The sequence below is a fragment of the Parabacteroides sp. An277 genome (assembly GCF_002159645.1).
GTDB lineage: Bacteria > Bacteroidota > Bacteroidia > Bacteroidales > Tannerellaceae > Parabacteroides.
The window spans coordinates 1-26,964 of the sequence record NZ_NFJB01000042.1 but is presented as its reverse complement, the minus strand read 5'-3'; the positions used below and the strand labels follow the sequence as shown (position 1 = coordinate 26,964).

At 46.4% G+C, this 26,964-nt stretch carries 24 protein-coding genes; 7 read left to right on the top strand and 17 right to left on the bottom strand.

The window, feature by feature from the left end:
- Positions 1–344: 344 nt before the first annotated feature.
- From B5F77_RS13530 to B5F77_RS13510, 5 genes are read right to left on the bottom strand one after another with little or no spacing between them, the layout of a single operon-like run.
- Complete coding sequence (locus tag B5F77_RS13530) at positions 345–983, bottom strand: DUF3256 family protein (RefSeq protein WP_239446362.1); 639 nt, start codon at positions 981–983, stop codon at positions 345–347.
- Between the two features lie 21 nt (positions 984–1,004).
- Entirely contained in the window at positions 1,005–1,907 is a 903-nt protein-coding gene (locus B5F77_RS13525; protein ID WP_087331680.1) for a DMT family transporter, read from the bottom strand.
- Positions 1,908–1,917: 10 nt separating this feature from the next.
- On the bottom strand, positions 1,918–2,682 hold the full coding sequence (truA, locus tag B5F77_RS13520) for a tRNA pseudouridine(38-40) synthase TruA (RefSeq protein WP_087331678.1): 765 nt from the start codon (positions 2,680–2,682) through the stop codon (positions 1,918–1,920).
- Positions 2,679–3,548, bottom strand: coding sequence for a carboxylating nicotinate-nucleotide diphosphorylase (gene nadC / locus B5F77_RS13515; RefSeq protein ID WP_087331676.1), 870 nt, complete (start codon positions 3,546–3,548; stop codon positions 2,679–2,681). The genes truA and nadC overlap by 4 nt, the downstream gene beginning before the upstream one ends.
- 3 nt (positions 3,549–3,551) lie before the next feature.
- Positions 3,552–3,923 (bottom strand): DUF4783 domain-containing protein, encoded by a 372-nt coding sequence (locus tag B5F77_RS13510; protein ID WP_162608010.1) that lies wholly within the window; start codon positions 3,921–3,923, stop codon positions 3,552–3,554.
- Positions 3,924–4,032: 109 nt separating this feature from the next.
- Here B5F77_RS13510 and rlmH point away from each other — a divergent pair, with 109 nt between their 5' ends.
- Positions 4,033–4,506, top strand: a complete 474-nt coding sequence (gene rlmH, locus B5F77_RS13505) for a 23S rRNA (pseudouridine(1915)-N(3))-methyltransferase RlmH (protein WP_087331672.1) — start codon at positions 4,033–4,035, stop codon at positions 4,504–4,506.
- An 80-nt stretch (positions 4,507–4,586) separates the two neighbouring features.
- On the opposite strand, the gene eno is transcribed toward rlmH, so the two are convergent.
- The 3 genes from eno to B5F77_RS13490 all read right to left on the bottom strand — a co-directional run bounded on the left by eno (position 4,587) and on the right by B5F77_RS13490 (position 7,090).
- Positions 4,587–5,867, bottom strand: coding sequence for a phosphopyruvate hydratase (gene eno, locus B5F77_RS13500; protein ID WP_087331670.1), 1,281 nt, complete (start codon positions 5,865–5,867; stop codon positions 4,587–4,589).
- Positions 5,868–6,247: 380 nt separating this feature from the next.
- On the bottom strand, positions 6,248–6,853 hold the full coding sequence (locus B5F77_RS13495; protein ID WP_087331668.1) for an OmpH family outer membrane protein: 606 nt from the start codon (positions 6,851–6,853) through the stop codon (positions 6,248–6,250).
- Positions 6,854–6,877: 24 nt separating this feature from the next.
- Positions 6,878–7,090, bottom strand: coding sequence for a hypothetical protein (locus B5F77_RS13490; RefSeq protein ID WP_087331667.1), 213 nt, complete (start codon positions 7,088–7,090; stop codon positions 6,878–6,880).
- A 136-nt stretch (positions 7,091–7,226) separates the two neighbouring features.
- Here B5F77_RS13490 and B5F77_RS13485 point away from each other — a divergent pair, with 136 nt between their 5' ends.
- From B5F77_RS13485 to B5F77_RS13470, 4 genes are all read left to right on the top strand, one after another.
- Positions 7,227–8,690 (top strand): aminoacyl-histidine dipeptidase, encoded by a 1,464-nt coding sequence (locus B5F77_RS13485; protein ID WP_087331665.1) that lies wholly within the window; start codon positions 7,227–7,229, stop codon positions 8,688–8,690.
- A 284-nt stretch (positions 8,691–8,974) separates the two neighbouring features.
- Entirely contained in the window at positions 8,975–10,441 is a 1,467-nt protein-coding gene (locus B5F77_RS13480) for a hypothetical protein (protein WP_087331663.1), read from the top strand.
- A 32-nt stretch (positions 10,442–10,473) separates the two neighbouring features.
- A complete protein-coding gene (locus B5F77_RS13475) occupies positions 10,474–11,472 on the top strand; it encodes an endonuclease/exonuclease/phosphatase family protein (RefSeq protein WP_087331661.1) in 999 nt (332 codons plus the stop codon).
- Positions 11,473–11,565: 93 nt separating this feature from the next.
- Positions 11,566–12,204, top strand: coding sequence for a SagB/ThcOx family dehydrogenase (locus B5F77_RS13470; RefSeq protein ID WP_087331659.1), 639 nt, complete (start codon positions 11,566–11,568; stop codon positions 12,202–12,204).
- Between the two features lie 151 nt (positions 12,205–12,355).
- On the opposite strand, the gene B5F77_RS13465 is transcribed toward B5F77_RS13470, so the two are convergent.
- The 4 genes from B5F77_RS13465 to B5F77_RS13450 form a co-directional block, all read right to left on the bottom strand.
- Positions 12,356–13,030, bottom strand: a complete 675-nt coding sequence (locus B5F77_RS13465) for a PepSY-associated TM helix domain-containing protein (protein ID WP_087331657.1) — start codon at positions 13,028–13,030, stop codon at positions 12,356–12,358.
- Positions 13,027–13,860 carry an alpha/beta hydrolase-fold protein gene (locus B5F77_RS13460; protein WP_087331655.1) on the bottom strand — a complete coding sequence of 278 codons (834 nt, stop codon included), beginning with the start codon at positions 13,858–13,860 and terminating at the stop codon, positions 13,027–13,029. Before B5F77_RS13460 ends, B5F77_RS13465 begins: the two co-directional genes overlap by 4 nt.
- Positions 13,861–13,876: 16 nt before the next feature.
- Positions 13,877–15,319: a DUF4374 domain-containing protein gene (locus B5F77_RS13455; protein ID WP_087331653.1), complete on the bottom strand. Its 1,443-nt coding sequence runs from the start codon at positions 15,317–15,319 to the stop codon at positions 13,877–13,879.
- A gap of 167 nt (positions 15,320–15,486) precedes the next feature.
- The gene (locus B5F77_RS13450) at positions 15,487–17,931 is read right to left on the bottom strand and encodes a TonB-dependent receptor (RefSeq protein WP_087331682.1); all 2,445 of its coding nucleotides are present in this window, start codon (positions 17,929–17,931) and stop codon (positions 15,487–15,489) included.
- Between the two features lie 504 nt (positions 17,932–18,435).
- On the opposite strand from B5F77_RS13450, the gene B5F77_RS13445 reads away from it, so the two are divergent.
- Positions 18,436–19,926 carry a 4Fe-4S binding protein gene (locus B5F77_RS13445; protein WP_087331651.1) on the top strand — a complete coding sequence of 497 codons (1,491 nt, stop codon included), beginning with the start codon at positions 18,436–18,438 and terminating at the stop codon, positions 19,924–19,926.
- Positions 19,927–19,955: 29 nt separating this feature from the next.
- Positions 19,956–21,338 (top strand): aldo/keto reductase, encoded by a 1,383-nt coding sequence (locus B5F77_RS13440; protein ID WP_087331649.1) that lies wholly within the window; start codon positions 19,956–19,958, stop codon positions 21,336–21,338.
- A gap of 94 nt (positions 21,339–21,432) precedes the next feature.
- Here B5F77_RS13440 and nhaA read toward each other — a convergent pair whose 3' ends face one another.
- From nhaA to B5F77_RS13415, 5 genes are all read right to left on the bottom strand, one after another.
- A complete protein-coding gene (gene nhaA, locus B5F77_RS13435; RefSeq protein ID WP_087331647.1) occupies positions 21,433–22,815 on the bottom strand; it encodes a Na+/H+ antiporter NhaA in 1,383 nt (460 codons plus the stop codon).
- A 27-nt stretch (positions 22,816–22,842) separates the two neighbouring features.
- Positions 22,843–23,625, bottom strand: coding sequence for a hypothetical protein (locus B5F77_RS13430; RefSeq protein ID WP_087331645.1), 783 nt, complete (start codon positions 23,623–23,625; stop codon positions 22,843–22,845).
- A gap of 12 nt (positions 23,626–23,637) precedes the next feature.
- A complete protein-coding gene (locus B5F77_RS13425) occupies positions 23,638–24,558 on the bottom strand; it encodes a DMT family transporter (RefSeq protein WP_087331643.1) in 921 nt (306 codons plus the stop codon).
- A gap of 9 nt (positions 24,559–24,567) precedes the next feature.
- Positions 24,568–26,040, bottom strand: a complete 1,473-nt coding sequence (locus tag B5F77_RS13420; protein ID WP_087331641.1) for an outer membrane protein transport protein — start codon at positions 26,038–26,040, stop codon at positions 24,568–24,570.
- Positions 26,041–26,288: 248 nt separating this feature from the next.
- A complete protein-coding gene (locus B5F77_RS13415) occupies positions 26,289–26,702 on the bottom strand; it encodes an HU family DNA-binding protein (protein ID WP_087331639.1) in 414 nt (137 codons plus the stop codon).
- Positions 26,703–26,964 lie beyond the last annotated feature (262 nt).

The window sequence follows — 26,964 nt, the reverse complement described above, 5'->3', positions numbered from 1 at the left end:
AAGGCTTCTGGATGGCGTCCGTATGAATGTAATAGTTTGCCTCCATTCGTTGTTTCGTAGCGAAAGCCTCGCGTAACTCATGGCGAGACCTTCGCGCAGCCTATGGCGATACCCTCGCACAGGCCGTGGCGAATCGCTCGCGCAGCCTATGGCGAAGGTCTCGCCACTCCCGTCACACCAAGGAGATGAGAAGCTCTACACTGCGCGGTGTCTTTAAAAGATTGCTGCTCGAAAAAGTTAACTGTTCTTGGTTTGTTGATAAAGACAGAGGGTGAATCGCGTATTACGACACACCCTCTTGCCCTTACGGTTAAAATGAAAGGACCATATCCTTTAACTTACGCTCATTTAAAGTATGATTTCGTCCAAGTATATACTTTGGGTTCTTCTTTGAGATAAGCCCGCAATTTCTTTTGCGTTTCTTGGTCTGTATATGCCGGCGTGGTATAAGTTTGCGTCAAGGTATAATCGTCCGAACTCAATTGATAATAAAACAACTCCATATCTAACTGATAAATAGCCTCTCCGTAATTAACTGAGGTAGTATCCACATCCGTCCGCCTAAACCAATCAGATGAAACAGGCGACCATAAGTCTTCTGCATGCAACGGTTTCCATTCTGGCGAAAAAAAGGTCACGCGGCTATCTTTCACAGGGCCTTCCAGCGTGACGATTCGACAGATAACAAACGTATTGTTTACCAAAGGCAAGAGTTTCATCTCGACGGTTGTCCGCTCCGTAGATTGCAAAAGAAGATAATCTTTCGTCAATTTCACCAGCTCCGACATGCCATTCATACCGTTTTTCAGCCGTGCTTTCTCGCCCGAACGATACAAATCGACCAAATCCTTTCGCCAAGCATCCTCCAGCTGAGGTAAATACTCATTAGGCATTGCAATAAAGACTTCCGCCATATCTTGCGCACACAAGGAAAATGAGCAAACCATAAAGCCACATACGGCCATTATCTTTTTCAGTTCCATAAAAACACATCCTATTTTAGATTAATCCCCGCTTGTTCCTAAATATAAGAAAATCATACCCATAAGTACTAATAGCAAATCAATGGCCTTACTACGCAGATTTTTCTCGTGAAAGAACAAAGCTCCGGCTACAAAGGTAACTAAAACATTGCTTCGACGAATCATTGAAACAATAGAAATCATCGAATGAGGGTCGCTTAAAGCATAAAAATAAATCCAATCAGCCACACATAAGAAAAGAGAAATAAAAATGATATTCCATCGCCAGGTGAAGGGAGTCGTATGTTTACGCCTGGGATACCAAAGGCACATCAAAACAACCAGCATCATCGCACATTGATAGATATTAAACCATACTTGCACGGTCATTACATCCAAATCACGCATCAAATACTTGTCATATAACCCGCTCAACGATCCTAAAAGAACAGAAAGGATCGTGAAATAAATCCATCTATCATGCGAAAAACGGATTCCCTCCTTTCGCCCTGAAGCAGAAAGAAGGTAGAAAGAAGCTACCGCAAATCCTACGCCAATCCATTGATACACATTCAACCGCTCACCAAAAAGGAGCAATGCCCCCACGAGTGTCAATACAGGTTGCGTCGCCTTAATCGGACCGGATATGGTCAAAGGCAAATGTTTCAAGGCAAAATAACCAAATATCCACGAAGAAAGGACAATAACTGCTTTAATAAATACCGCGACATGAACTTCCCACGATACATGAGGAACGTAAAAAAGCGTGCCATCTAACCAATCTGTCTCATAGGAAAGCAGGATAAAGGGAAAGAAAAGCAAGCTACTTATCAATGTATTAAAGAACAACACTGGAATGACTGCATTCCCATTGAGCGACATCTTCTTGTTCACCTCATAGCAGCCCAAAAGAAAGGCAGACAAGAAGGCCAAAACAACCCACATAACAACCTATTTATTTTTCCGTTTGGGTAATAAAAACATCCTCTGGATAAGTGACTTCTATCAAATAAAGCCCATTTCCTGGTACGGATGAACCTGCAGCACATCGATCTTTAGCTTCGATAATTTGCCGAAAACCTTCGAGTGTCAACTTCCCCCGCCCTACTTCAATCAACGTACCAACTATAGCACGTACCATATTACGCAAAAAACGGTCCGCGCAAATCGTAAATACCCATTCATCATCCACCTGCTTCCAATTCGCTTCATAAATATGACAAATATTCGTTTTAGCATCCGAATGCAATTTGCTAAAACTTGTGAAGTCATTGTAATCGAAGAGGATTTGGCATGCTTTATTCATAAGATCGAAATCCAACTTCACCGGATAATAATAATGCAACGGATATCGAAAGGGATTTTTCTCTTGCGAAAGGTGATATTGGTATTTGCGCGAAAGGGCATGAAAACGAGCATGTGCTCCGTCTGCCACCGGAATAATACGATGAATGGAAATCTCCTTAGGCAAAAAACGATTCAACTTTCGGCATAAATAATCGAAATTATAAAGGGGATTTTCCACTTCGAAATGTGCAACCATCTCTTTGGCATGTACACCTGCATCCGTTCGTCCTGCTCCTACGATGGTTATCGGCTTACGAAGGATGGTCGACAATGCAAGTTCAACGCTCTGTTGCACAGAAGCACCATTGGGTTGTGACTGCCAACCACAAAACGGTGCTCCATTATAAGCCAAATAAATAAAATATCGGTTCACTTTTTTCCTTCAACTGCCTTGAAACTCATGTCCAACCCCTTGACAGAATGCGTTAAAGCACCTACCGAAATAAAATCAACGCCACACTCAGCATACGTACGAAGGGTATCAAATGTTATACCTCCCGACGATTCAATCTCATATCGACCACCTATCATTTCGACTGCCTTCTTCGTATCCGCTGGCGTAAAATTATCAAGCATGATGCGATCGACTCCACCCACTTCCAACACCTGGCGGATTTCGTCAAAATTACGCACCTCTATTTCAATTTTCAAATCCTTACCTTTCGCCTTCAAATACGCATGGCAACGCTCAATAGCCGGGCGAATGCCGCCTGCAAAATCCACATGATTGTCTTTCAATAGAATCATATCAAAAAGACCTATACGGTGATTTACACCACCTCCTATGCGCACGGCCTCTTTCTCCATGATACGCATGCCTGGTGTCGTTTTACGAGTATCCAATACCCGCGTCTTTGTACCTTCCAATGCCCGAACATAACGGCGAGTCATCGTAGCTATACCGCTCATACGCTGCATGACATTCAGCATGAGGCGTTCCGTTTGTAAAAGGGATTGCACTTTTCCTTCTACCACAAACGCTATATCCCCCTTCTTTACTTCCGCTCCATCTTCGATAAACACCGTCATCTTCAACTGAGGGTCGAAAGCCTGAAAGATACGACGCGCCATATCAACACCGGCCAATACGCCATCTTCTTTAATAATAAGCTGGCTACGCCCCAATTCCGTCTCTGGAATGCAACATAATGTTGTATGGTCTCCATCCCCAATATCTTCCGCAAACGCCAGACGGATAAGTTCATCGATTAATTGTTCTTTTGTTTCTTGTACATTCATGATTTATTCAATTCTAATGGATTGTATAATTGCTTTGTTATCTTTCACCTCGTAAGAAATATTCACGCGGTAAGTCTTCTCACCCGCTATGAGTTTCGCCACCACAAATCCGCTCGTAGGCTTCTCTGCATGATGTAAAAGAACAAACGACGAAGGCGGATTGGAGTGGAAGAAAGCATCCATCAATGTTCCTGCTCCTTTTGCATCACATACCTGAGACGCTCCATCTATTGCCACATCTACTTGCTCGCCCCATACGTTTACCAACTCTGAAGCCTTTCCTGACTTCATAGCCGACGTAATTTGCGTAATGTCTGCCGCCTGTAGAAATGAGGCAAATACAAGCCCCCAAAACATTGCTATCAATCGTTTCATAAATCCAACCTTCCGTTTTTTATAACAAAATGTGCCACAAAGATACGATTTTCTCTCCATTTCCCCATTAAATTCTTACCTTTGCTCACTCAAATCAAGTAAAAAGAAAATGAAAATAGCTTTACTCATGATTGGCAAAACAGATACACGCTATTTTGCAGAAGCCATCAACGAATATAAAAGTCGATTGGCACATTATGTACCTTTCGAAATGCAAGTAATTCCAGACATCAAAAATGTAAAAAATTTGAGTGAAAGTCAACAGAAAGAACGGGAAGGGGAAATACTCCTGAAGGCGTTACAAACAGGTGATTATGTCGTCCTGCTCGACGAACGAGGAAAAGAAATGACTTCCGTTCAATTTGCTCATTACCTGGAGAAGAAGATGAACACGACTCCAAGACGCTTGGTATTCATCATTGGCGGACCATACGGATTTAGCGAAGAAGTCTATCAAATGGCCAACGAAAAACTATCGCTTAGCCAAATGACCTTCTCGCATCAGATGATACGAATCCTCTTCATCGAACAATTATACCGAGCGATGACAATATTGAACGGAGAACCTTATCATCATGAATAAAAACAAAAGGAGCCCCCCTACACGCTTGTAGGTCGACTCCTTACACTCGATTAAGCAATACCGATTTAATCTCTATTGAGTTATTTCAAACGTTGATAGCCATAAACGGCACGTTCACCCAACTCTTCTTCAATACGAAGAAGTTGGTTATATTTTGCCATGCGGTCAGAACGACTGAGCGACCCCGTCTTAATTTGTCCGCTATTCGTAGCTACAGCTATATCGGCAATCGTAGCGTCTTCTGTCTCGCCCGAACGATGTGAAGTAACCGTTGTATAACCATGGCGATGTGCCATTTCAATAGCATTCAATGTCTCTGTAAGCGAACCGATTTGATTTACTTTGATTAAAATAGAGTTCGCACACCCTTCCTTTATGCCACGCGAAAGGAATTCAACGTTTGTTACAAACAAATCATCACCTACCAACTGACAACGTTTTCCGATACGTTCCGTTAATTTCTTCCAACCTTCCCAATCGTTTTCGCTCATGCCATCTTCTATCGAATCGATAGGATATTCGTTGATAAGCTTTTCCAAGTAATCAATCTGCTCGTCAGACGTACGCTTTATGCCCTTCTCGCCTTCAAAGATACTATAATCATATATTCCATCCTTATAGAATTCCGACGAAGCGCAATCCATGCCAATCATGACATCCTGACCTGGCTCATAACCAGCTGCCCGAATCGCAGCAAGAATAGAATTAAGCGCATCTTCGGTTCCTTCCAGTGCAGGGGCAAATCCGCCTTCATCTCCTACAGCCGTACTCAAACCTCTATCATGAAGTACTTTTTTTAACGCATGGAACACTTCAGCACCCATTCGTAATCCCTCACGGAAACTGGAAGCTCCTACTGGACGAATCATAAACTCTTGGAAAGCTATCGGGGCATCACTGTGCGAACCCCCATTGATAATGTTCATCATTGGAACCGGCATCACATACGTATTCGTACCGCCAATATAACGATACAAAGGGATATCCAAGTAGTTAGCGGCGGCCTTAGCCACGGCCAGCGATACGCCCAAGATGGCATTCGCTCCAAGATTCGATTTCGTTTTCGTACCGTCCAGTTCCAACATAGCATGGTCAATGCCCATTTGATCTAAAGCAGACATACCGATTAAAGCCGGAGCAATAATCTGGTTGATATTATCGACCGCCTTCAATACGCCTTTTCCGCCATAACGTGCCTTATCGTTATCGCGCAACTCCAACGCTTCATGTTCGCCCGTAGAAGCTCCTGAAGGCACCGACGCACGTCCCATAACACCTGATTCCAATACTACATCTACCTCGACCGTCGGATTCCCTCGCGAATCCAATATTTCCCGTCCTGTAATTTTCTCGATTCTCATATATTTTTTGTTTTTAAGATGTGACAAAAGTAGAAAGTTCTTCACGCTATATAAATAACCATTTGTAGGGATTTTTGTTGCAAGAATACCCATTTGTAGGTATAAAATGAGAAATTCATGAGGGTGTCCCGGCGACGACGCGAAAGATTCCAGCATGCTGGAAAGTGTCCCGGCGACGACGCGAAGGATTCCAGCATGCTGGAAAGTGTCCCGGCAATGGCGCGAAAGATGGGGGTGTGCCATGTATACCCATTACGACACACACACCCATTTAGCACTATATTCCAACTCAGTTATGCCTATAAAACAAAAATGGCATCACACTTCTCGTGCAATGCCACTAAAAAACTTATGAAGTATTGATTCTATGATTTTCTATTTTATTTTGTCGCGTAATTTTTATTCAAATACTCTAAGAGTTCGGCTGTGATATCATATACATCGTTGGCCAACAAAATATTATCACCTGCGGTATTACTGAATACAACTTGGAACCCACGCGTTTGGTTAAATATCTTGAGCTGATTTACAATTGAATCACGCAATTGTTCGTTCAACTTCTGTTGCTCCGCCATTAATTCTTGCGAGAGACGCGTGTCCAAATCTTGCAGTTCTTGCCTTTTGGTCAGGAGACGTTGCTGCTCTTGCTCGGCGCGTTCTTGCGTAAGAAAGGCGTTATTGGAAATCTTCCGTTGGAACTCTTCCATATCTTTCTGCAAAGCGGCTGCCTTTTGATTGACACTTGCGCGCGAATTTTCCGCCTTCTTCAAGATAATCTCATTCAAATCCTTGGCATAATTATAGTTCTCCAGCAAAGAATCCACATTGACATACGCCACCGGGAGTTGTCCAGACGTAGCCTCACCAGCACTTGCCGGTGCCACATTCGCCACATTCGCCTCCTTTTTACCGGAGAATTGCATCACAAAAAGTATCACAATGGCCACTGCCAAGATGCCATTGATAAGGTAATTAATGTTCTTCATACCATGAAATATTTATCTTTCTGATTATTCTTCTTTCATACGATCGTATAAATTCTTATGCATGGCCTGCAGACGTTCTTCCGTCTTCGCACAATAAATCTTCTTTTTGCGCAATGCCGTATTCCCCTCAATATGCGTATTGGGGAAGCGTCCGTTCTTCTTGATAATCACCTTTATGCACAACAAAATCGTACAAATGGCAACAATTATGAGTGTCAATAATAATGTTTTTAGCATTTTTCTCTCTATATTTGTGTGCGCAAATATAAGGGTTTGCTCGATTATAGCGTAGTTTTTCGAGATGAAATTCTACTTTTTTTCGATATAAACTCGGTTTGATAGATATATTAACTTTATTAATACCTCATAAAAGATGAATATAACAGATTTAAAACCGGAAATTGTCTGGAAATATTTCCACGAAATTACCCAGGTGCCTCGCCCTTCGAAGAAAGAGGGTAAAATGATTGCTTACTTAGAGCACTTTGCCGCTCAACATCATCTGGCCATCAAGAAAGATGCTGCCGGCAATATCTTAATCTCCAAACCGGCTACTCCCGGTATGGAAAACCGTGAAACAGTTGTCTTCCAAGCACACATGGACATGGTGTGCGAAAAAAACAATGACACAAAGCACGATTTTGAGAAAGACCCTATCGAAACCATCGTGGATGGCGATTGGATCCATGCCAATGGAACTACTTTAGGAGCGGATAATGGTATCGGCATGGCAGCCGAATTGGCTTTGCTTGCTTCTGACGATGTAGAGCATGGACCGGTAGAATGCCTTTTTACCGTCGACGAAGAAACCGGATTGACGGGTGCGAAAGCCATCCAAGAAGGATTCATGACAGGTCACATCCTACTTAACCTCGATAGCGAAGACGAAGGGCAAATCTTCATGGGTTGTGCTGGAGGTAAGGATACGCAAGCTCTGTTCCATTACCAACCTGTCGAGGCATTGGCAGACCGCCAATATTTTCGCATTGATGTGAAAGGGCTCAATGGCGGGCATTCAGGAGGAGAAATCCACAAAGGATTGGGAAATGCCAACAAAATCCTCTTCCGCTTCCTATATATATTAAAGAAAAATCATACAGACTTCACCCTTTGCTCGGTAGATGGAGGAAACCTCCGCAATGCCATTGCGCGCGAAGCACATGCTGTAATTGGACTTTTACCCGAAGATAAAGAACCCGTGCGCATCCTACTGAACCATTTCACGGCTGATATCGAAAATGAACTTAAGCATGTGGACAAGAATGTACGCATCGTCATGGAATCGACCGACCAACCGGCTACTTATATTGATAACGATACGGCTGGAAAAGTAATCCTCGCCATGCAGGCATGTCCACATGGTGTCATAGGTATGAGCCATGATATCGAAGGTTTAGTAGAAACTTCTACCAATTTGGCTTCTATCAAAATGAAGGAAAACAATACGATTCTTGTTGGTACAAGTCAGCGAAGTTCCATTGAAAGTTGCAAAGAAATGGTAGCCAATCAAGTAGCAGCCACCTTCCTCCTGGCCGGAGCAGAGGTTACGCATGGAGATGGTTATCCAGGATGGGCACCGAACCCAGATTCTCCCATCTTGAAAATTGCCCAAGAGACTTACGAAAAGCTCTTCCATAAACAACCTCAAATCATGGCCATCCATGCAGGATTGGAGTGCGGTCTCTTCTTAGAGAAATACCCGCATCTCGATATGATTTCATTTGGTCCTACGATGCGCGACGTACATTCGCCTAACGAACGACTTGAAATTAAGACTGTAGGTATGTGGTGGAGCCATATCTTGGAGCTCTTGAAGCACATCCCGGTGCGTAAATAAGCTCTCTTTTTCTTAAAAACATAACGGATGTTGGATTCTTTTACAACGATATTCAACATCCGTTATAACTATATTCCATTTCCTTTATAACTCTATCTTGAGAGATTTTCCGCCTTCCGATTAAAATAAAATATCCCACGTTTTCGTTCATAAAAAGGAAGCATTGGATAAAAAAGCCAATAATTCTTCCTTTTCCATGTTTGCATTTGCATTTTTTACATTAACTTTGCAAAGCAGACACGTAAAAAGGACAAATAGAAACAACGCGATTACAAAATTAACACATGAAGAAAGCAACGTTATTCATATCAATCATTCTCTCCGCCCTCAGCCTTTTCAGTGCTTGCAATGGGTTGGAAGAACATTATTCGACGAACCCGAACTACCGGTTGACATTCTCGACCGACACGATATCATTTGATACCGTATTTACCACTATAGGTTCTGCCACAAAACAACTTATGGTGTACAATCCAAATGCGGAAGCGATGAATATCCAATCCATCATGCTCGCCAGTGGAGGCGAATCGGGTTTTCGCCTAAATGTAGATGGGCGAAAAGGAGATTATTTTGACAATGTAGGCATCTTAGAAGAAGATAGCATGTTTATATTCATCGAAGTAACGGTTGATCCAAACGACGCAAACCAACCATTATTGGTAGAAGACTCTATTGTATTCATGTCGAACGCAGGACGACAATCCGTCGTACTCGAAGCCTACGGACAAAATATGCACTTATATAAAGGAGGATTAGAGATTACACGAGATACAACCTTCACGAATGACCTACCCCATTTAGTATACGACAGCATTACCGTCGCACAAGGGGCAACCCTTCGATTGGCAAAGGGTACTACGCTCTATATGCACGATAAGGCGAACCTCATCGTGTCGGGTACACTTCTCTCGGAAGGTACTTTGGAGGAACCCGTGACGATACGGGGAGACCGCTTGGATTTTGTTCTTGACAATATCCTGCCTTACGACCGCACGCCAGGACAATGGGGCGGCATCTTCTTTAAAGACGAAAGTATGGGCAATCGCATGGAACATACCATCGTACGCAATGGGACGACAGGTATCACCCTTGAAACCTCCACCCCTACAGAACAAAAAATAGAAATATCTAATTGCCAGTTTACGAATATGCAAAGCAATGTCTTCTCGGCAAGCAATTGCCAAGCGTTAATAACCAATACAGAACTGAGCAATGCAGGAGGAGCCATCGCTTGTTTGGTGGGCGGACAGTACCAATTCACCCATTGTACGTTAGTCAATTTCATGCGATTAGTAGAACGAAGCTCTTCGTGCGTGGGTTTGGTCAATAGTTATACCCATGAAGGGGAGACTCTCTATACACCACTAAGCGTAAGGTTCGATAATTGCCTCATCGACGGAAGTTACGCTACCGGTACGGGGGAAATCTCTTTTCGGGAAGATGAAACAAATCCGATTGATTACCACTTCAACCATTGTGTCCTTGCCACTGAAGCTCAAACAGACGCTCATTTCGAAGAGGTACTATTCGTAACGGATTCTGCTGCTCCAATCTATCGAATGACGGGAGGAGAAGCAAACCGTTATCAGTTCGACTTCAGACCCGATACTGTTATCTCTTTAGGTGTAGGGAAAGCAGATCCGGAAGTCACGACCCAATACCCTATCGATCGTTTAGGGATCAACCGAATAGAAAGCAGTAACGGACCTACAATAGGTGCGTATGAATATGTACCAAAAGAAGCGAATTAATGATTTATTGACTCCATTAAACACCTATAACTATGAAATCTTTCTTTTACTTTATGCTGATAGGTTACCTCACGTTACCCTCTCTTCAAGCACAAGAAGGAGAACCATTTGTGGTGGTAAGCTATAATGTGGAGAATCTGTTTGATACGGATGACAATCCAGAAACAGACGATGAGGAATTCATGCCCGAGAGTGCCCGTCATTGGACCAAGGGACGTTATTACCAGAAACTGCAACATATAGCACAAGTTATCCACGTGGCAGGTGAATGGAATACGCCGGCTCTTGTCGGATTATGCGAAGTAGAAGGAGATTCGGTAATGCATGCGCTCTTACATCGTACTTCCCTTCGAACGATAGGGTATCGTTATTGCATCACGCATGGAAACGACCAAAGGGGAATTAACGTTGCCTTATTATATGACCGGACGCAATTCCGCAAATTGGGAGAGGAAGAGCTCGTCGTACCCCTTCCTCATGGAGAGCGATCAACTCGTAATCTCCTGCATGTATGGGGAGAGGTGCGCTCCTCGGATACTTTGGATGTTTTCGTATGTCACCTGCCCTCGCGTTATGGCGGGGAGTTGGCCAGTCGTCCTAAACGACATGCTGCAGCACATCTCCTTCGCTCATGCATCGACTCTTTGTGTCAAGAGAGAAGCAAGTCCTTGTGTCTCATCATGGGGGATTTTAATGACTCGGCTACAGACGCGACACTGACGTCTATCCTGAAAGCACAACCTTTTCCGACAGAGATCCTTAGAGATTCATCTCTTTACAATCTCTTTTTTACAGCAAAAGGATCGCATAAATACCAAGGAGAGTGGCATCAATTGGACCATATTTTAGTGAATGGCAGGTTGGCTCGTCAACTACAGTTAGAAAGTGCAAAGGTCCTTCGTCCCCCTTTTCTATTAACTCGCGATAAGACTTGGCGAGGCGTCCGTCCCTTTCGTTCCTACTATGGTTTTCGCTACGAAGGAGGTTATAGTGACCATCTACCATTACGGTGCGTACTTCTTTTTCCTTAGTATTTTTTCCTTGAATGGCCGATATTCTAAATGTTTTTGTTGTATCTTCGCAAACAGATAACCCTATTGTTCAATATATAAAACTATAAAGTCATGAAGAACTTTGTATTTACTTGTTTAGCTGTCTGCGCCCTGAGTGGCCAGGTCATTGCTCAAGAACTTACGCCTATCTCGCTCCGTGCTCCACGTACATCGGGCGGAACCACTATTTTAGAGGCATTCTTACATCGGCAATCAACCCGTGTTTACACCCCTGAAATGCTCTCCGAACAGGAACTTTCAGACTTATTATGGGCTGCTAACGGAATCAATCGTCCAGAATCCCAAAAAAGGACTGCTCCGAGTGCCTTAAACTATCAAGATGTGGATATTTATGTATGCCTGGAGAAGGGTGCATATCGATATGATGCCATAGGAAATTGTCTCAATCCCATTGTAGCCGAAGACTTACGGCCGTTGGTTGCAAATGGTCAAGATTTTGTGACTTCAGCACCCGTTGTATTGGTATTAACCAGCGACCTTTCGAAGATGCGCGGAGGAGATACGGAATCGAACCGCCTCATCGGAGCTATGGATGCAGGCATCGTCTCGGAGAATATCTCTATCGCTTGTGCTGGATTAGGATTGGCAACCGTTCCCCGCGCAACTATGGACAAAGAAACGTTAGCCCAGAAATTGAAACTAAAAAGCACACAGATATTGTTGCTAAACCATCCGGTAGGACATAAATAATGGATAAAATCAAAATGAAGAATCGATAGGAGAAATCCCTTAGATTCTTCATTTAAATTACCGCTTTGTCAAATAAAAGCAAGAGGTTGTGAAGAAGTTTCGGAAATACTTGTACCTTATATTGGGGTATGCTTTTGAAACATCAAAAAGTTTACTTCCGCTTCTTCCACCAAAGGTAATAACCTGTCAGAGGAAGAGTAGCTCCTATCAAGGCGGCAAAGAAATATATGATCTGCGTAAGAACACCTCCCCATAATCCCGTATGCAGCGAATAAAGGAATCGCTTCCGCTCTTCTTGCGGAACGAAATCGAATAAACTCCAGAAAACTTCGCGCCACCAACTGAATGACCAAACTAATCCCGTAAAACACATAATTAAAAGGAAGAGTGTAGCATAAAATCCTATCGAAACATGACTATCGTGCCCAAATCTCCTCATCCCATTCTTACAGGATACCGAAAGACGGTTCTTCAATACCTTCCGATTACGAGGCCACCAGATAACTATACCAGAAATTAAGACAATGCCCATCGCCAACGTTCCATAACCTACGATTTCCTTTCCGATAGAACGTTCTCCCTTTTTGGCTGGAGGGTCGAGCAACCAACGATGGATAACCAGCGTTTTCTGGAAGAAGGTATAACCGGTCAGCTCCTTCTTGGCAGGGTCATGACGTTTCATTTTCGAGATATCCACCTGGGGATTCATCGCCTGCAACAGTGGTTCTTGGAATACCAAGATAGCCCCTGTGAGACATATTACAGAGAAGAGGATACCTAAAGGAATCGATATCCATAGATGTATGTCATGAAAGAGTTTTCTCATTGTGCAAATAATTGTTTTATCCCGTCGTAGAATCCCGGTATGGAAACTGAGCCGTGGTTTTCGTCGGGGAATGATTTATGATAGAATTGTAAATTGGGGACTTGCGACAGAGATGCCAAGAAGCGGTTGACGGTAGTCAGATGGATATCCACGCGGTCGGTACGCTTCTTCGAGGCAATGCCGATATAGAGCCGCTTCCCTGTATAGTCCTGTTTGGATATCAGCGTGGTAGCTTCACGAGCTAACCGTCCGTTATCCCACCAGAGGCTGGGGTCGAGCGCCAAATAGACATCGAAACTCCCGGCGTGGCGCAGGAACACATCCAGCGTGAAAAGCCCGGCATAGGAATGCCCTACCAACATATTCTGTCCGTTCGTATGATAGAGGCTATCGATGTATGGACGAAGCTCATCAGTCAGGAAGTGGAAGAACGCCTCGCTGCCTCCCCCTTGGGGAACGACCCCAGGTTGCACCTTGCCATCACGTCCGAAGCTGGATGCAGTCGGGGTAAAGTCGCGCGTCCGGTCTTTGCTGAGGATACCCACGATGATGCAAGGAGGGAGATGCTTTCCCTTCGTGGTGGAGAGCGTCCGGCTGATGCCCACCATCACATGAAAGAAAGCCTCGCCATCAAGGAGGTAAAGCACGGGGTAACGCTGTGAAATACCTTCCGCCCCATACCCATCCGGCAGATGAACCCAGCAGGTACGTTCCTCGCCTAAAACCTCCGACGTGAGGACCTGCGGCCTCCCTATACAGATATCCTCCTGGCTCCGCAGGGATTGCGCAAGCAGGAGGAATATCAAGAACAAACTATTTAATCGAAACATCCGTCGCGAAGTTGGGTTAATTAGCCGGTGTATAGGTCAGTTTACCTACCCCTGTAATTTGCGTGGCTTCCACTTCTAATCCTTTCGTAGCTTCAGCGGTCTCCGGATTCACCGCATAGATAGCCGGATTGCCGTCGCTTACCGTCACAGCTACATAGGCTATACCGTTCTCTACATAAGGTGTACTGCCGAAGCTGCTCACCGTAGAGGGCAGACCGGTCACGTAGGTCAGTGTCTGGTCTTCTGCCTTGAAAATAGCGAGGCGGGTCGCTGCGAAATCCTCTTCCGTCAAGGGTCGGTCGTACATCAGCATGAGGAAGTAATCATCCTTGATAGGCCATACGCGGAGGAAGCTGCATCCGTCGCTCTGTGCCTCGATGTTGCAATAATAATCATCGAAGTCTTCCGAGCCGGACGGGATACGTACCACCCCGGCAGGCAACGTGGTCTGCTGGCGCGGGTCGCTCATCGTCTTGGCGTATGACGGAGAGAACACGTACACGTCTCCATTTCCGGCTTCCCATACCATCTGGTAGTATTGCGAACGGTTGCGCCCTGCGGCATAGCTAATCTTACCTGTTTTGATAATCTTCTTCGTGGTCAGAGTCTGGTCGTCGAAGATAGCTACCCAGCAAGAATCCGGATACTGCGTCCATTGCAACTCATCCTTATCGTATGCACCGGATCCAGAACCACCGCTTTCGGTCTTGATGAGGTCTTCATTTCCGGGAAGTACCCATTTATAGCTACCGTCGTCGTTCTTCTGCATACACCCGTATTGGCTTAATCCCATCGGGATGGCTGCCGAATAAATCTTGTTATCATGTTCTAATAAACCGGCCAACGTTACATACTCACCATTTCCCAAGAAGTTCTCCGAGAGGTACGCCTCTTCTTGCGTATTATTGGTCGAATACTCTTCGGCATTCACATCCAGGTAAGAGATGAGGATGGACTGAGGCACATAACCATTCTCGTCCGCCCACTCCGTAGGTCCGTCGCCTGTCGAGGTCGTCAGGATATAATCGCCATACGTGCCATACGTCGTGAAGCGGCGAATGGTATACTCCATCGCGCGTTTCTCCATCGTACTGTCGGTATTCAGGATATAAGAGGCTGTCGTACCGCCACTCCCCTGATTGTAATTCAATCCATAGAGGTATTGCTCGTCGAAGAAAATCCATTGCGTTGCCCCGTCGTTGGTCAATCCGTTATTAACAGCCGAGATAGTACCTTCATCCAACGAATTTGCTGTCAGTAACGTATAAGAGGTATTACCCGAAGCCGTCGTAGAAGTAGCCACTACATAGCGAGAGAAGGCCTCCTCGGTAGGTGTCGTACCGCCACCGTTCTCATTACCACCACCCGTGATAGGGTCGTCATCATCACTACATGCCGTAAATGCACCGCATGTCAAGAATGCAGCCGTACATGCTGCCAAGAAATAGTTCTTTTTCATCTTCTATTTATATTTAATAAGTTATATCTATAAAACATCTTCTTATTTACTCCTTCTAAGGGCATCTGTTACCCTCCGTCAGACCCAATGGTACCCTTTCGAAATACCCAACGGTTCCCCTTTGGAACAACCAACAGTTCCCCTTTGAGATACCCAACGGTTGAGTCTTAATTGCCGAAATAGACACGTACCTTGCCATAGAACGCGCGTCCTGCCTTCTGGAGGCTAAAGTTGTCATACAAGTCCTCGTCCGTGAAGTTGCGGCACTCAAACGAAAGGTTGTACCGCCCGTGCTGCATACTGTACGAGAGCGAGATATTGTGCGAAAACTGGTTCGGCACCCTATATTCATCACTACTGCTGCCGATGATTTCCGAATAGTAGGAGAAGCTATGCAGGTACTGGTTGTCATACGTCAGCGTGAGGGTGTTCCCCTTGCGGAAGAGGTCGTGCCAGAAGAGGGTAACGTCCATATCGGCAAAGCGATATGGGACGTTCGGCATCCGTGCCCCGTATGCAAGGTTGGCCGTTGTAGTCCCGATTTGCGTCCGCTGCTTGTCGCGCACGTCCATCTGCGTGAAGTTCCCGCCGATGCTCAACCAGTTGCTGAAGCCATACCGGAGCGAGAGGTTGTAGCCCTTCGTCTCCACCTTGCCGTAGTTCACGTAAGTAGCCGCCTCCTTGCCTCCGCTCAAGTCGGTAATATTGCGCTGGATATAATCCTTCGTATTGCGATAGACGAATCCCCCTTCGGCATAGAGCGAATGTCGACCGAAAGTCTTGTTGTAGCTCACGTTCAGGTTGATATTATCGCTATTCTCCGGACGGATACTTACGTCGCCCATCTCCAAGTCCTCGTCGCCGAACATCTCCTCGATCGTGGGCAAACGGTACGCTTTCTCGTAAGAGAGCTTCGCCTGCAATTCCGGCAAGACAAAGTAAGTACCTGCCGCCCCGTAACCCATCGAGCTGACATTGCGCGTTGTACGGATATAGTTGCTCTGTGTCGCATCTTCCGCCATAGGACCGGCGACAAACTGGTGGTAATATTTCCCGAACACGGATAGGTTCCACTTCTCGGTAGGCATTAAGCGGTACGACAGCCCGGAGATATTCTTGCGCGTCTCCTTGGCAATGGCATCCTCCTCCTCCTCGATGGCCAGCATAGAGGTATTCTGCCGGTGGAACAGGTTCATCACATGGTTGAACGTGAACGTATGTGCCTTGCCCAGACGATAATTTACCGTCAACGTGCCGTTCCAGTTATCATTATCTGCCCGCGAGAACTGGCGAGACTGTTCGCCCGGCGTATTCATCCGATACCGCTCGCCGTACCAGTTATAATGGTAGTAAGAAGTATCCACATTCGTTGTGGCATTACGGTTATAATTCGCGGTAAAGACTACGTCCAATCCCTTGGTGAGGAGGTCGCGCTTGCGGTATTCGACCGACGGCATAAAAGAGTGCCCATAGCGATGCTTGTCTCCATAGACCGTAATCTGACGCACACCGGTCTGCACTTCCTGATACATGTGCGAATAGGTAAAGCCAAACATCAAACGGTCTGCCCATGCCTTGTCTACGACACCCAGCTTTCCTATGACGGCTTCATTATGATAGGTATCATTGAAACGTTTCACCCGTACCTTGTTGCGCGTATCGATGTATGTCGACACCGAACCATCCGGATTAAAGTTGAATACCTCCACATTGGCGTCCACGTGATAGTTGTTGTCCGAATAGTTCTGGAAAGCATTCATCTCATACGTGAAACCATTCTTAAAGGTCTGCCCGAAGTTCACATACGACTTATGCGTATTAAACGAGCCATACGAATAAGAGGCATCCGCAAACCAGCGGTCGCGCTTCTTCTTGGTGATGATATTCACCACACCTCCAATGGCATCCGTGCCAAAGCCAACCGGTACCACGCCTTTATAGACTTCGATACGCTCGGCAAAGTTCACCGGGATATTGTTCAGTCCAAAGGAACTGCCCACCCCTTCTTGAGGTACGCCATCAATAAACACCTTGATATGCTTCCCGCTGAAGCCGTCCATCATCAATTGCATGTCTGAACCCACGCCGCCCGACTCGCGAAGCTTCATGCCCGGCGTCTTCGCCAACGCATCGCTCAGGCTCTTGGTCGAATTCTCAAACTCCTTCGTATCCAACGCCACGGCATTGAATGCCGAGCGCTTCACACGGCTTACTCCATTCGATACCACCTCGACGGCCGCCAGTTCCGTAGCCTGCGACTTAATTCGAAGATTCACCTCCTTATCCTCTCGTTTGCCAATAACCACCCGTTCTTCCGTCGTTTCAAACCCAACGGCCGATACGACCAACGTATATTCACCCGCCGGTGCCCACATTTCAAAATATCCTTCCTCGTTGGTAACACACCCATAGCTCGTACCCTTCAAATAAACGGAAGCAAAATCAGCTGGCGTTTTATCGTTCGTAACTACTTTTCCGTAAATAAACGACTGGCCATGCCGGGATTCCTTGTGATGTCTATCGTGCCGGCCCTTATGACCCTGTCTTTGTTGTCCCCATACCGTAAACGTCGTGCCTATAAGCAGGAAAAACGTAAGGGCATAATACTTCATATTTGTTTCCAATTGCGTTTTTATTATAGGATTTATATTTTCGAGTGCAAAGGTCGGACAATATCGTCACCTCTACAATCCCCGCTTTTCGGTATTTTACATGCTGCTTGGAAAGGCATATCCCTAAAAATGGGTATTGGATTCCTCCAGACAGACAAAAGGAAAACCGGATTTCCCCCCGAAAGAAACTTTCCCTCATGCCGAAGAAAACTTTCTTTTCTGCCTATCTATTCTTCACGTATCGTCGATATTTCTTTATCTTTAGCCTAAAGATATACAAATATCGTCGATATTTGCACATTCACCGACGATATTTAAAGAATTCCCCATTAGTTTCGCAAGTTTTCCCAGGCAGAAAAAAGTTTTAAGCAGGCGGGAACAGGAAAATCGGTAAGCATTTCTGTAAAATATCTACATGCAGGAAAGAATAATATGCCTATTTTTGTATCGTGATTAAAAAGCAAAATGGAAATAACCCTTTTATTCAAATATAAATAATAGAATATGTTACGAAAAATCAGACTGACGCTTGCTATCTTGTTCTTTGCTGCTATTACGATGCTGTTCCTCGACTTCACAGGAACACTGCACGCATGGTTGGGCTGGATGGCGAAAATCCAATTCCTCCCGGCGTTATTAGCGCTGAATGTGGGAGTCGTCTTGTTCCTTATCGTATTGACACTGGTGGCAGGACGTGTGTATTGTTCCGTAATCTGCCCGTTAGGCGTGTTCCAAGACGTCGTATCGTGGATAAATGGGCAACGGAAGAAAAAGAAATTCCGCTTCTCTTATTCTCCGGCCCGCTCCTGGTTGCGCTACGGAGTACTGGCTTTGTTCGTGGTGGCACTGATAGCCGGGATAGGTTCGGTGGTTGCTTTGTTGGCGCCCTATAGTTCTTACGGACGTATCGCCTCCAACCTCTTCGCCCCGCTCTATGGATGGGGAAACAACCTGTTAGCTCTTTTGGCAGAGCGAATGGACAGCTACGCATTCTACGAAACAAACGTCTGGATGAAAAGCCTGCCTACGTTCCTCATCGCCGCCCTTACTTTTATTATAATAAGCCTATTGGCATGGCGAAACGGACGTACCTATTGCAACACAATATGCCCAGTAGGGACTGTGCTGGGCTTCTTATCCCGTTTCTCTCTATTCCGTGTTTCGATAGATGCCGCCAAATGTAAGGAATGTAGCCTCTGTTCAAGGAAATGTAAAGCGGCTTGTATTGATTTCAAGCACCATACAATCGACCATAGCCGGTGCGTGACTTGCCTGGATTGCTTGGATACATGCAAACACGATGCCATTCACTACACGTCTCGCTTGAAAAAAGCGCCTGCCCCAGCTACTCCGGAGGAGGGAAAAGGCGAATCGCGTCGTGGATTCCTCTCGGCGGTTTCCCTTTTGGCTACAACTTCCCTCCTGAAAGCCCAAGAAAAGAAGGTGGATGGAGGTTTGGCGGTCATCGAAGAGAAGAAAGCTCCTAAGCGAACCACTCCGATTGTCCCCGCAGGAGCTTTGAGCGCACGCAACTTTGCCCAGCATTGCACGGCTTGCCAACTTTGCGTATCCGTCTGTCCGAACGAAGTTTTGCGTCCATCTACCGACCTGAAGAAATTAATGCAGCCTGAAATGTCATACGAACGAGGTTATTGCCGTCCGGAATGTACGAAATGTGCAGAGGTTTGCCCAGCGGGTGCTATCCATCCTATTAGCCGAGCAGATAAATCCTCTATACAAATCGGGCATGCCGTGTGGATAAAAGCCAATTGCGTACCTTTGACCGATGGAGTTGAGTGTGGAAATTGTGCTCGTCACTGCCCTTCGGGAGCCATTCAGATGGTACCATCAGACAGGAACGACCCGGAATCTGTAAAAATCCCTATCATAAATGAAGAGAGGTGTATCGGATGCGGCGCATGCGAAGCGTTATGCCCGGCTCGCCCCTTCAGTGCCATCTATGTAGAAGGACACGAAGTACACCACATAATATAAACGAATACCTAATATAATAGAAAGAAAATATGGAACAAACAAAGAATATATCCCGCCGCTCCTTCCTGGGGAAAATGGGAGCAGCTACACTTGTTACGACAGGTTTATCGGCTTGCGGACCTCGTGAACAAAATAATACAAATCCCCTTGTGCCTGAGGGAGAAATGACTTATCGCGTCAATCCGACTACAGGAGACAAAGTTTCGTTGCTGGGGTTCGGGATGATGCGTCTTCCATCCGTAGGAGGACGAAGCGCCCGTGAAGGAAACGAACCGATTGACCAAGAAATGGTAAACCGCATGGTAGATTATGCTATCGAGCATGGAGTAAATTACTTTGATACATCACCTGCCTATTGTCGTGGATTATCCGAACGGGCAACAGGAATAGCGCTCGCCCGCCATCCGCGCGAGAAGCTCTTCATCGCCACCAAGCTCTCGAATTTCAACGTGTATACGCGTGAAGCCTCCATGGAAATGTACCAAAAATCGTTCGAAGAGTTACAGACCGATTACATTGACTATTACCTGCTCCACTCGATAGGAGGCGGTACAGGAATGCAAACGCTCCGAGACCGGTATATCGATAACGGTATGTTAGACTTCCTCTTAAAAGAACGAGAGGCTGGACGCATCCGGAACTTAGGTTTCTCCTACCATGGTGATGTCTCAGTATTCGATTACTTGCTTTCGAAACACGAGGAGTACAAGTGGGACTTTGTACAAATCCAATTAAATTATCTGGATTGGAAATTCGCCAAAGACATTAATCCGCGCAATACGAATGCAGAATATCTTTATGCCGAATTAGACAAAAGGAATATACCGGCTATCATTATGGAGCCTCTGCTCGGAGGACGCCTATCGAACGTACCAGACAATGTAGTAAAACAACTTAAACAACGAGATCCGGAACGTAGCGTAGCTTCATGGGCTTTCCGCTTTGCAGGTTCTTTTCCGAAGGTGTTGACGGTCTTGAGTGGCATGACGCGCATGGAACATCTACAAGACAACTTGCACTCTTATTCCCCACTCAAACCGCTAACAGACGAAGAATTTGCATTCCTCCAGGAAACGGCAAGGCTGATGATGCAATTCGATACCATCCCGTGTAACGATTGCAAATATTGTATGCCTTGTCCTTATGGCATAGACATTCCTGCAGTCCTTTTACATTATAACAAATGTTTGAACGAGGGAAATATCGCAAGCAGCCAACAAGATGCAAACTACCGCGAAGCACGCCGTGCCTTTCTGATTGGTTACGACCGAAGCGTACCTAAACTCCGTCAAGCCAATCATTGTATCGGGTGCAACCAATGTTCGCCACATTGTCCACAAAGCATCAATATTCCAGCAGAAATGCGCCGCATTGATGAATACGTAGAGAAACTGAAACAAGAGACCTTGTAAGTCATCTCTTGAATGAAAAACAAAAAAGAGGCCGTCTCAAAAGAAAATTAAGACGGCCTCTTCTTTTATTTTTAATGGGTCTTTACAACCTTTCTCAGTGGTCTGATGTAGCTCTATATCCAGACTCTCCGTTTTCTTTCGGCAAAACCCAGCGAAGTAGGAAATAACCTGTCACGCCGGCCAAGAAGGAACCAGCAAAAACGCCGAGCTTGGCTTGGTTCAACAGGTCGGATCCTGCTGGCGTCGTACTGTCGAACGAGAGATTGGCAATAAAGAGAGCCACGGTAAATCCGATTCCACCCAACATCGAGACGGCAAAAAGACGGCGCATCGTTGCTCCTGTAGGCATTTGAATCAAACCCGTGCGAATAAAAGCATACGAGAAACCAAATATTCCCAGCGACTTACCCAATACCAATCCAAGCACCACAGCCATCGGAATATGCAGCAACGATTCGGGTTGGATATCGCCGAATGTCACGCCGGCATTCACGAATGCAAAGAGCGGCAAGATGAGGTTGTTCACCCACGGATGTAAGCGATGGGCAATAGTCTGGAGCGGACTGACAGCATGACTCGTACGGACATGGACATTGTGAAGGACTTGAATCTGATGCGGTGTTAAGACCGTCGCACGAGGTCCGCTTTTCACTTCGGAGGCGTCGAGCATATCTAAATAGGCGTGCATGTCTTCCGAGAAATGCTCCAATTGTATCTTCGGACGAGCCGGCACAGTGAACGCTACCAACACACCGGCGATAGTCGGATGAATGCCCGACTCCAGGAAAAGCATCCAGACGCAAAAACCCAGTGCGTAATAAAACAATTGATTATAAATTTTCATCTTTCCACCTATGTAAAGAACAGCCAGCAACACGAGCGAAAAGAGCAGGGGTTGGAATGCCACATGCCCACTATAAAAGAGAGCAATGATAATAATTCCCCCGATATCATCGACTACGGCCAAAGCAGTCAGGAAAATACGCATACTCAGCGGGACGCGCTTTCCCAACAAACCCAAAACAGCAAGAGCAAAGGCGATATCGGTAGCCATCGGAATTGCAGCTCCACGTGCTGCTGCTCCTTCGGGACAAACCAATACATAAAACAAAACAGGTACAATCATTCCGCCGCAGGCTGCTACAATAGGAAGCAAGGCTTTCCGGAAAGAACGAAGTTCGCCAACCAGCACTTCTTGTTTGATTTCCAAACCAATCGTAAAAAAGAATACCGCCATGAGCGCGTCGTTGACAAAAGCCAACATCGACATCGGCTCACCATGATGCGTGAAGAAACTGAAATCTCCGACGTTAAGTTTGATGGGAAACTTCAAGAACTGATGATAGTTTTCCTGCAACGGACTATTGGCCAGCACCATGGCAATAATCGTCGCAAGAAACAAAAGGACGCTCGCATTGGGCTTCTGAATCGCGAAACGCCCCAGCGGTTTTAAGATTACTTGTAAATGTTTCTGCATAACTGTCTGCCTATTTTATAATTTAACTTATTCTATCAAGCCTTCCAAAAGGCGTTCAGGCACAAAACCCTTTTGTTTCATACAACCAATCAAGGCGGTATAAAGTTCAGGATAATGGACATAATCCGGCCATTCTACCCGCATGAGGCAATCAGCCGGAAGTGACAAATGCGTGCTGGGGCGCAACGTACCGGATTGCCATGCATATTCGGCCTCTTCGGGAGACCTGAATGCAACCATCCGCCACTCTTTCCGCTCGGCCTCTTCTGAAGGGCGCACTTCGAGCACGGCCTGGAGCAGCAGCGAGACAAAGCGGGAATCCGGCGCAAAACCGGTATGTTCTTCATCGAAAAAGACTTTACCATATTCCGCAGCCAAAGCCTTTTTCCAACCAGTTACCGCCTGCGCTGCATCGTATTTACAACGGAAAAGGGATATATTTTCACCGATACAATAGTCGGTTAATGCCTCATAATCGAACACCAGGCGCACCATAGGACCGTCTCCTTCGAAGGGCAAACGCGATTCGAAAAAGGAAGCGACGAAAGGAATCCATTCCGGCCCTACCAACCGCCATTGATGCTGACGGAAGAAAGGCATGGAACTTTTACGTTCGGCCGTCAGAAGATGGTGTTCCGCTTCATATTCACGCATGGCCTGCCGGAAAAGCGACAAACCGTAAGGCTCTGCCTCGCGTCGGCAAACTGCAATCAGGCCATCTTCCAATGGTAAGGAAAGGACGCGCTGCCCGCCGCTTGTTTGAAGCGCGTCGATAAAATCGTGTAATGTCAAATGAGTATATAAATACATAGCTGTTCGAAATTAAGCGTGGCGCGGACGAATACGTTTCATGACCACCGTGAGTTGGTCACGGATACGTTGGCTCAGGATAATTAACACAACCGCTACCAATATCAACGCAATGCCAAATGCTTCGTTCCACGAGAAAACCTCTCCGAAAAGGAAAGCACCGATGCAGACGGCCGTCACCGGTTCGAGCGCACCCAAGATAGAGGTGGTCGTGCCTCCGATGTAGCGCACCGCCAGCAGGAGCGTAATGTTGGAAATCACTGTGGGCGCCACGGCCAACAATACAATATTCAGCACCGAAACCGCGTCGGGAAGGGGTTGTAGACCCTCACCTACTCCGTTTTTCAACGCAAATAGCAACGTAGTAAACACAAAGACGTAAAAAGCCAACTTGCGGCTGTGCATGTCTCGTATCCGCGACTTATTGACAGCAATAATATAGCTCGCATATCCTACGGCCGACAGCAATACCACCATCACGCCCATCGCGTCGAGCCGCATCTCCCCACCTTGCAAAGAGAGCTTCGCCACACCGCCTACTGCCAGTACGATGGCTATCCACGTCACCCACGATGCCCGTTCGCGGAAAAGAACTCCCATCAGGAGTGTCACGAAGACAGGATACGTGAAATGTAACGTAGTCGCAATGCCGGCTCCCATTACCTCGTATCCATACAACAGGAACGTGGCCGAAGCGGTATAGAAGAACGACAACAATACCAGCATCGGCACATCGCGCCACGCAATCCGAAACGATTCCCGCTTAATCACCAACATGGCTCCCAACGCCAACGTAGCCGCCAAGAAACGATAAAACAGTATCGAATCCGAGGTCATGCCTTTTTGCATCAAAGGCAGCGTAAAAAGCGGAATCAAGCCAAACGTCACCGACGTGGCAATGCCATACAAAAATCCTTTCAGTTTATCGTTCATGTGTTATCCTTAAAATCCATACGAAATTCCGATAGCGGGCATAAGGGCATACGCATCATAGTGTCCGCCAAAGACGCGCGTCTTGTATTCGGGTGCCAAATTCGGTATTGTTTTCATCAACATATATTCGTCTGTATAAGAACCATCCCGTCCGAAGCCTGTCACATACGAAAAAGAGAAATCCACCGACAGGCGGTCTATCGGGCGGAAACTGCAACCGGCTGTGATGCCGAGCTTGTTCATGCTGGGGGTTTCTGGATTCAAATAATCTTCCTCCACGGGCGATTCGTCCCAATAGGCACCCAAACGGACATCAAGCCGGGGCGTGGCTGCGTATTCCGCGCCGAGCCGGTATATGCGCGAGTTCTTGTATCGTTTATCGGCATGGATATCGTACTGACTCAACGACGAGGGCGAGAAATGCACGTCTAAAGCCTCATACGCGCCCCACCCCACGAACTGTACTTCGCCGGAAACTGTCCAGTCCCGGTTCGGGCGATACGCGATGCCGACATTCCAATTGCTGGGTAAAGGAAGCTCGGCGGCAAATGTCCCTTCGTTGAGCGGCGGAATACCTATGCCCGCAGGCAATCCCAACCCTTCGGGTAGCTGTCCCAACAGTCCGTTGATTTGCTGCACCAACGCGGCGAAATGCTCTTCATTCGCATATTTTAGGGAGATTTCGCCCTCTTTCACATGGGCCGTCACTTTCGAACGATACGACACACCGACCGTAAAATGCTCGTTCACGTCGTACATTGCGCCCACGTTGAACCCCAACCGCACGCCGGCATCACCTTGCAACGCGACCGAAGCTGCTGACGCATCGTCGTATACCGCCATCTCTTCCTGAATGGGTTCCAAAGCGGGAAGCAACACGCCGACCAGCGCCGGAGGCAACTGCTGGCTCACGCTGGCCAGCATGAAATCGGCCATATACGACAGTTCGCCTGGTCCTATCAACGCGCGGTTCAGCTGGATATTCCCGAACTCCATCATCAATCCGGCCCCGATGCTCAACTTGTCGGTGATTTTCCACGAGATTGTGGGTTGTATGTTGAATGCCTTCAACGCAATATCTTGTACCAGATGTGCGCCGCGCCAGTTATCACCCCAATGGATGCTACTCCCATACGGCGTATTTACCATCACGCCCGCCGCCAGGTTATCATATATCTTAAACCCAGCATACGCATAAAGCGGTGTACTGGGCTGGTTGTCTGTCTTGAACGCATAATCTCCCGTGGAATATTTCGCATGGGCAAAGACACCCGACACGCCGACCGAGACATCCACCCGTTCCTCCATAAATGCCAATCCGGCCGGATTAAAATGCATACTCTCCGCTCCCAACTTCAAGGCGGCGCCCACATGGCCCATACCCGCCTGTTTCGTACTTTGCGCGTTCACCTGAAAACCTTCGGCCGCCAGTTCTGTCCACGGCAAAAGCATCAGGCACGCACCCACCATCCATTTCTTCATAAATAATCTGCTACTAAAATAAAACATGATTTCCTTACAAACGGGCGCAAAGGTACGAAAAATCTCTCATTGGCAAGGCATGAAGACCTCGGAAACGTTTCTCCCGACGGGAGCTGGTTCATTTGATGATATTCTTGATGGAAATTGGGAATTACGACTGTTGATAATAGGCAGAAATACAAAAACACAGCGAATATATCTTTGTAAATTAACAAAAACATAAACGCTGTGCCTCTACGTCTTCGTGCTTACTCCGTTCCGTCCGCCTTCACCACCTCAATGCGTTCGAACTTGGGCGATGCAGCCATGTTCTTCAGCTTCGAGCCGGGCGTAAAGATAATCTTTCCCTTTTTGAAGAGCGAGGTATTGAACTCCTCCTTGTTGATGACTCCTCTCGAACCACAGCTCATCCGGAAATTTCCAAAGTCGCCCATCTGCACGGAGTTCCCGTTCTGGAGCTGCTGGTTGAGCACGTGGATGAGCCCGTCGAGCACCACCTGTACGTCTCCTTTCGAGGCCGTCGAGCGGTCGGCTATCGTTTCACACAACGTATTGAAATCAATTTGTTGTCTTACGCGGACTTGCCCGTAATACAACTTGGCATCTTCTGCGGCCCCTTCCGACTTGTCAGGGCGCTGCACTAAGTGATACATTAACGACATAACATTAAACTATTTATTTATTTTACGCACCACAAAGATACAACACCCCCTTTTCCTCTTTTTCGGTTAGACGAAGATAGGGAAAGATAGAAACTCAATATAGATTATACAGCTTTTTGGTAACGCGCTTCGGAACGCATGATGAGTTTTCGCTCACTATCCGTTACCTTTATATTATGGCACTCTTTGAGGGGATTGAGAAAAAGAAAGGTTATTGCATTAAAGTAAAACGTAATCCTGTAATATGTAATGTCCTTTCGTT

Coding starts and splice junctions, on each gene's coding strand:
- B5F77_RS13530 (WP_239446362.1), bottom strand. CDS start 983: ATGGAACTGAAAAAGATAATGGCCGTATGTGGCTTTATGGTTTGCTCA.
- B5F77_RS13525 (WP_087331680.1), bottom strand. CDS start 1,907: ATGTGGGTTGTTTTGGCCTTCTTGTCTGCCTTTCTTTTGGGCTGCTAT.
- nadC (WP_087331676.1), bottom strand. CDS start 3,548: ATGAATGTACAAGAAACAAAAGAACAATTAATCGATGAACTTATCCGT.
- B5F77_RS13510 (WP_162608010.1), bottom strand. CDS start 3,923: ATGAAACGATTGATAGCAATGTTTTGGGGGCTTGTATTTGCCTCATTT.
- rlmH (WP_087331672.1), top strand. CDS start 4,033: ATGAAAATAGCTTTACTCATGATTGGCAAAACAGATACACGCTATTTT.
- eno (WP_087331670.1), bottom strand. CDS start 5,867: ATGAGAATCGAGAAAATTACAGGACGGGAAATATTGGATTCGCGAGGG.
- B5F77_RS13495 (WP_087331668.1), bottom strand. CDS start 6,853: ATGAAGAACATTAATTACCTTATCAATGGCATCTTGGCAGTGGCCATT.
- B5F77_RS13490 (WP_087331667.1), bottom strand. CDS start 7,090: ATGCTAAAAACATTATTATTGACACTCATAATTGTTGCCATTTGTACG.
- B5F77_RS13485 (WP_087331665.1), top strand. CDS start 7,227: ATGAATATAACAGATTTAAAACCGGAAATTGTCTGGAAATATTTCCAC.
- B5F77_RS13480 (WP_087331663.1), top strand. CDS start 8,975: ATGAAGAAAGCAACGTTATTCATATCAATCATTCTCTCCGCCCTCAGC.
- B5F77_RS13475 (WP_087331661.1), top strand. CDS start 10,474: ATGAAATCTTTCTTTTACTTTATGCTGATAGGTTACCTCACGTTACCC.
- B5F77_RS13470 (WP_087331659.1), top strand. CDS start 11,566: ATGAAGAACTTTGTATTTACTTGTTTAGCTGTCTGCGCCCTGAGTGGC.
- B5F77_RS13465 (WP_087331657.1), bottom strand. CDS start 13,030: ATGAGAAAACTCTTTCATGACATACATCTATGGATATCGATTCCTTTA.
- B5F77_RS13460 (WP_087331655.1), bottom strand. CDS start 13,860: ATGTTTCGATTAAATAGTTTGTTCTTGATATTCCTCCTGCTTGCGCAA.
- B5F77_RS13455 (WP_087331653.1), bottom strand. CDS start 15,319: ATGAAAAAGAACTATTTCTTGGCAGCATGTACGGCTGCATTCTTGACA.
- B5F77_RS13450 (WP_087331682.1), bottom strand. CDS start 17,931: ATGAAGTATTATGCCCTTACGTTTTTCCTGCTTATAGGCACGACGTTT.
- B5F77_RS13445 (WP_087331651.1), top strand. CDS start 18,436: ATGTTACGAAAAATCAGACTGACGCTTGCTATCTTGTTCTTTGCTGCT.
- B5F77_RS13440 (WP_087331649.1), top strand. CDS start 19,956: ATGGAACAAACAAAGAATATATCCCGCCGCTCCTTCCTGGGGAAAATG.
- nhaA (WP_087331647.1), bottom strand. CDS start 22,815: ATGCAGAAACATTTACAAGTAATCTTAAAACCGCTGGGGCGTTTCGCG.
- B5F77_RS13430 (WP_087331645.1), bottom strand. CDS start 23,625: ATGTATTTATATACTCATTTGACATTACACGATTTTATCGACGCGCTT.
- B5F77_RS13425 (WP_087331643.1), bottom strand. CDS start 24,558: ATGAACGATAAACTGAAAGGATTTTTGTATGGCATTGCCACGTCGGTG.
- B5F77_RS13420 (WP_087331641.1), bottom strand. CDS start 26,040: ATGAAGAAATGGATGGTGGGTGCGTGCCTGATGCTTTTGCCGTGGACA.
- B5F77_RS13415 (WP_087331639.1), bottom strand. CDS start 26,702: ATGTCGTTAATGTATCACTTAGTGCAGCGCCCTGACAAGTCGGAAGGG.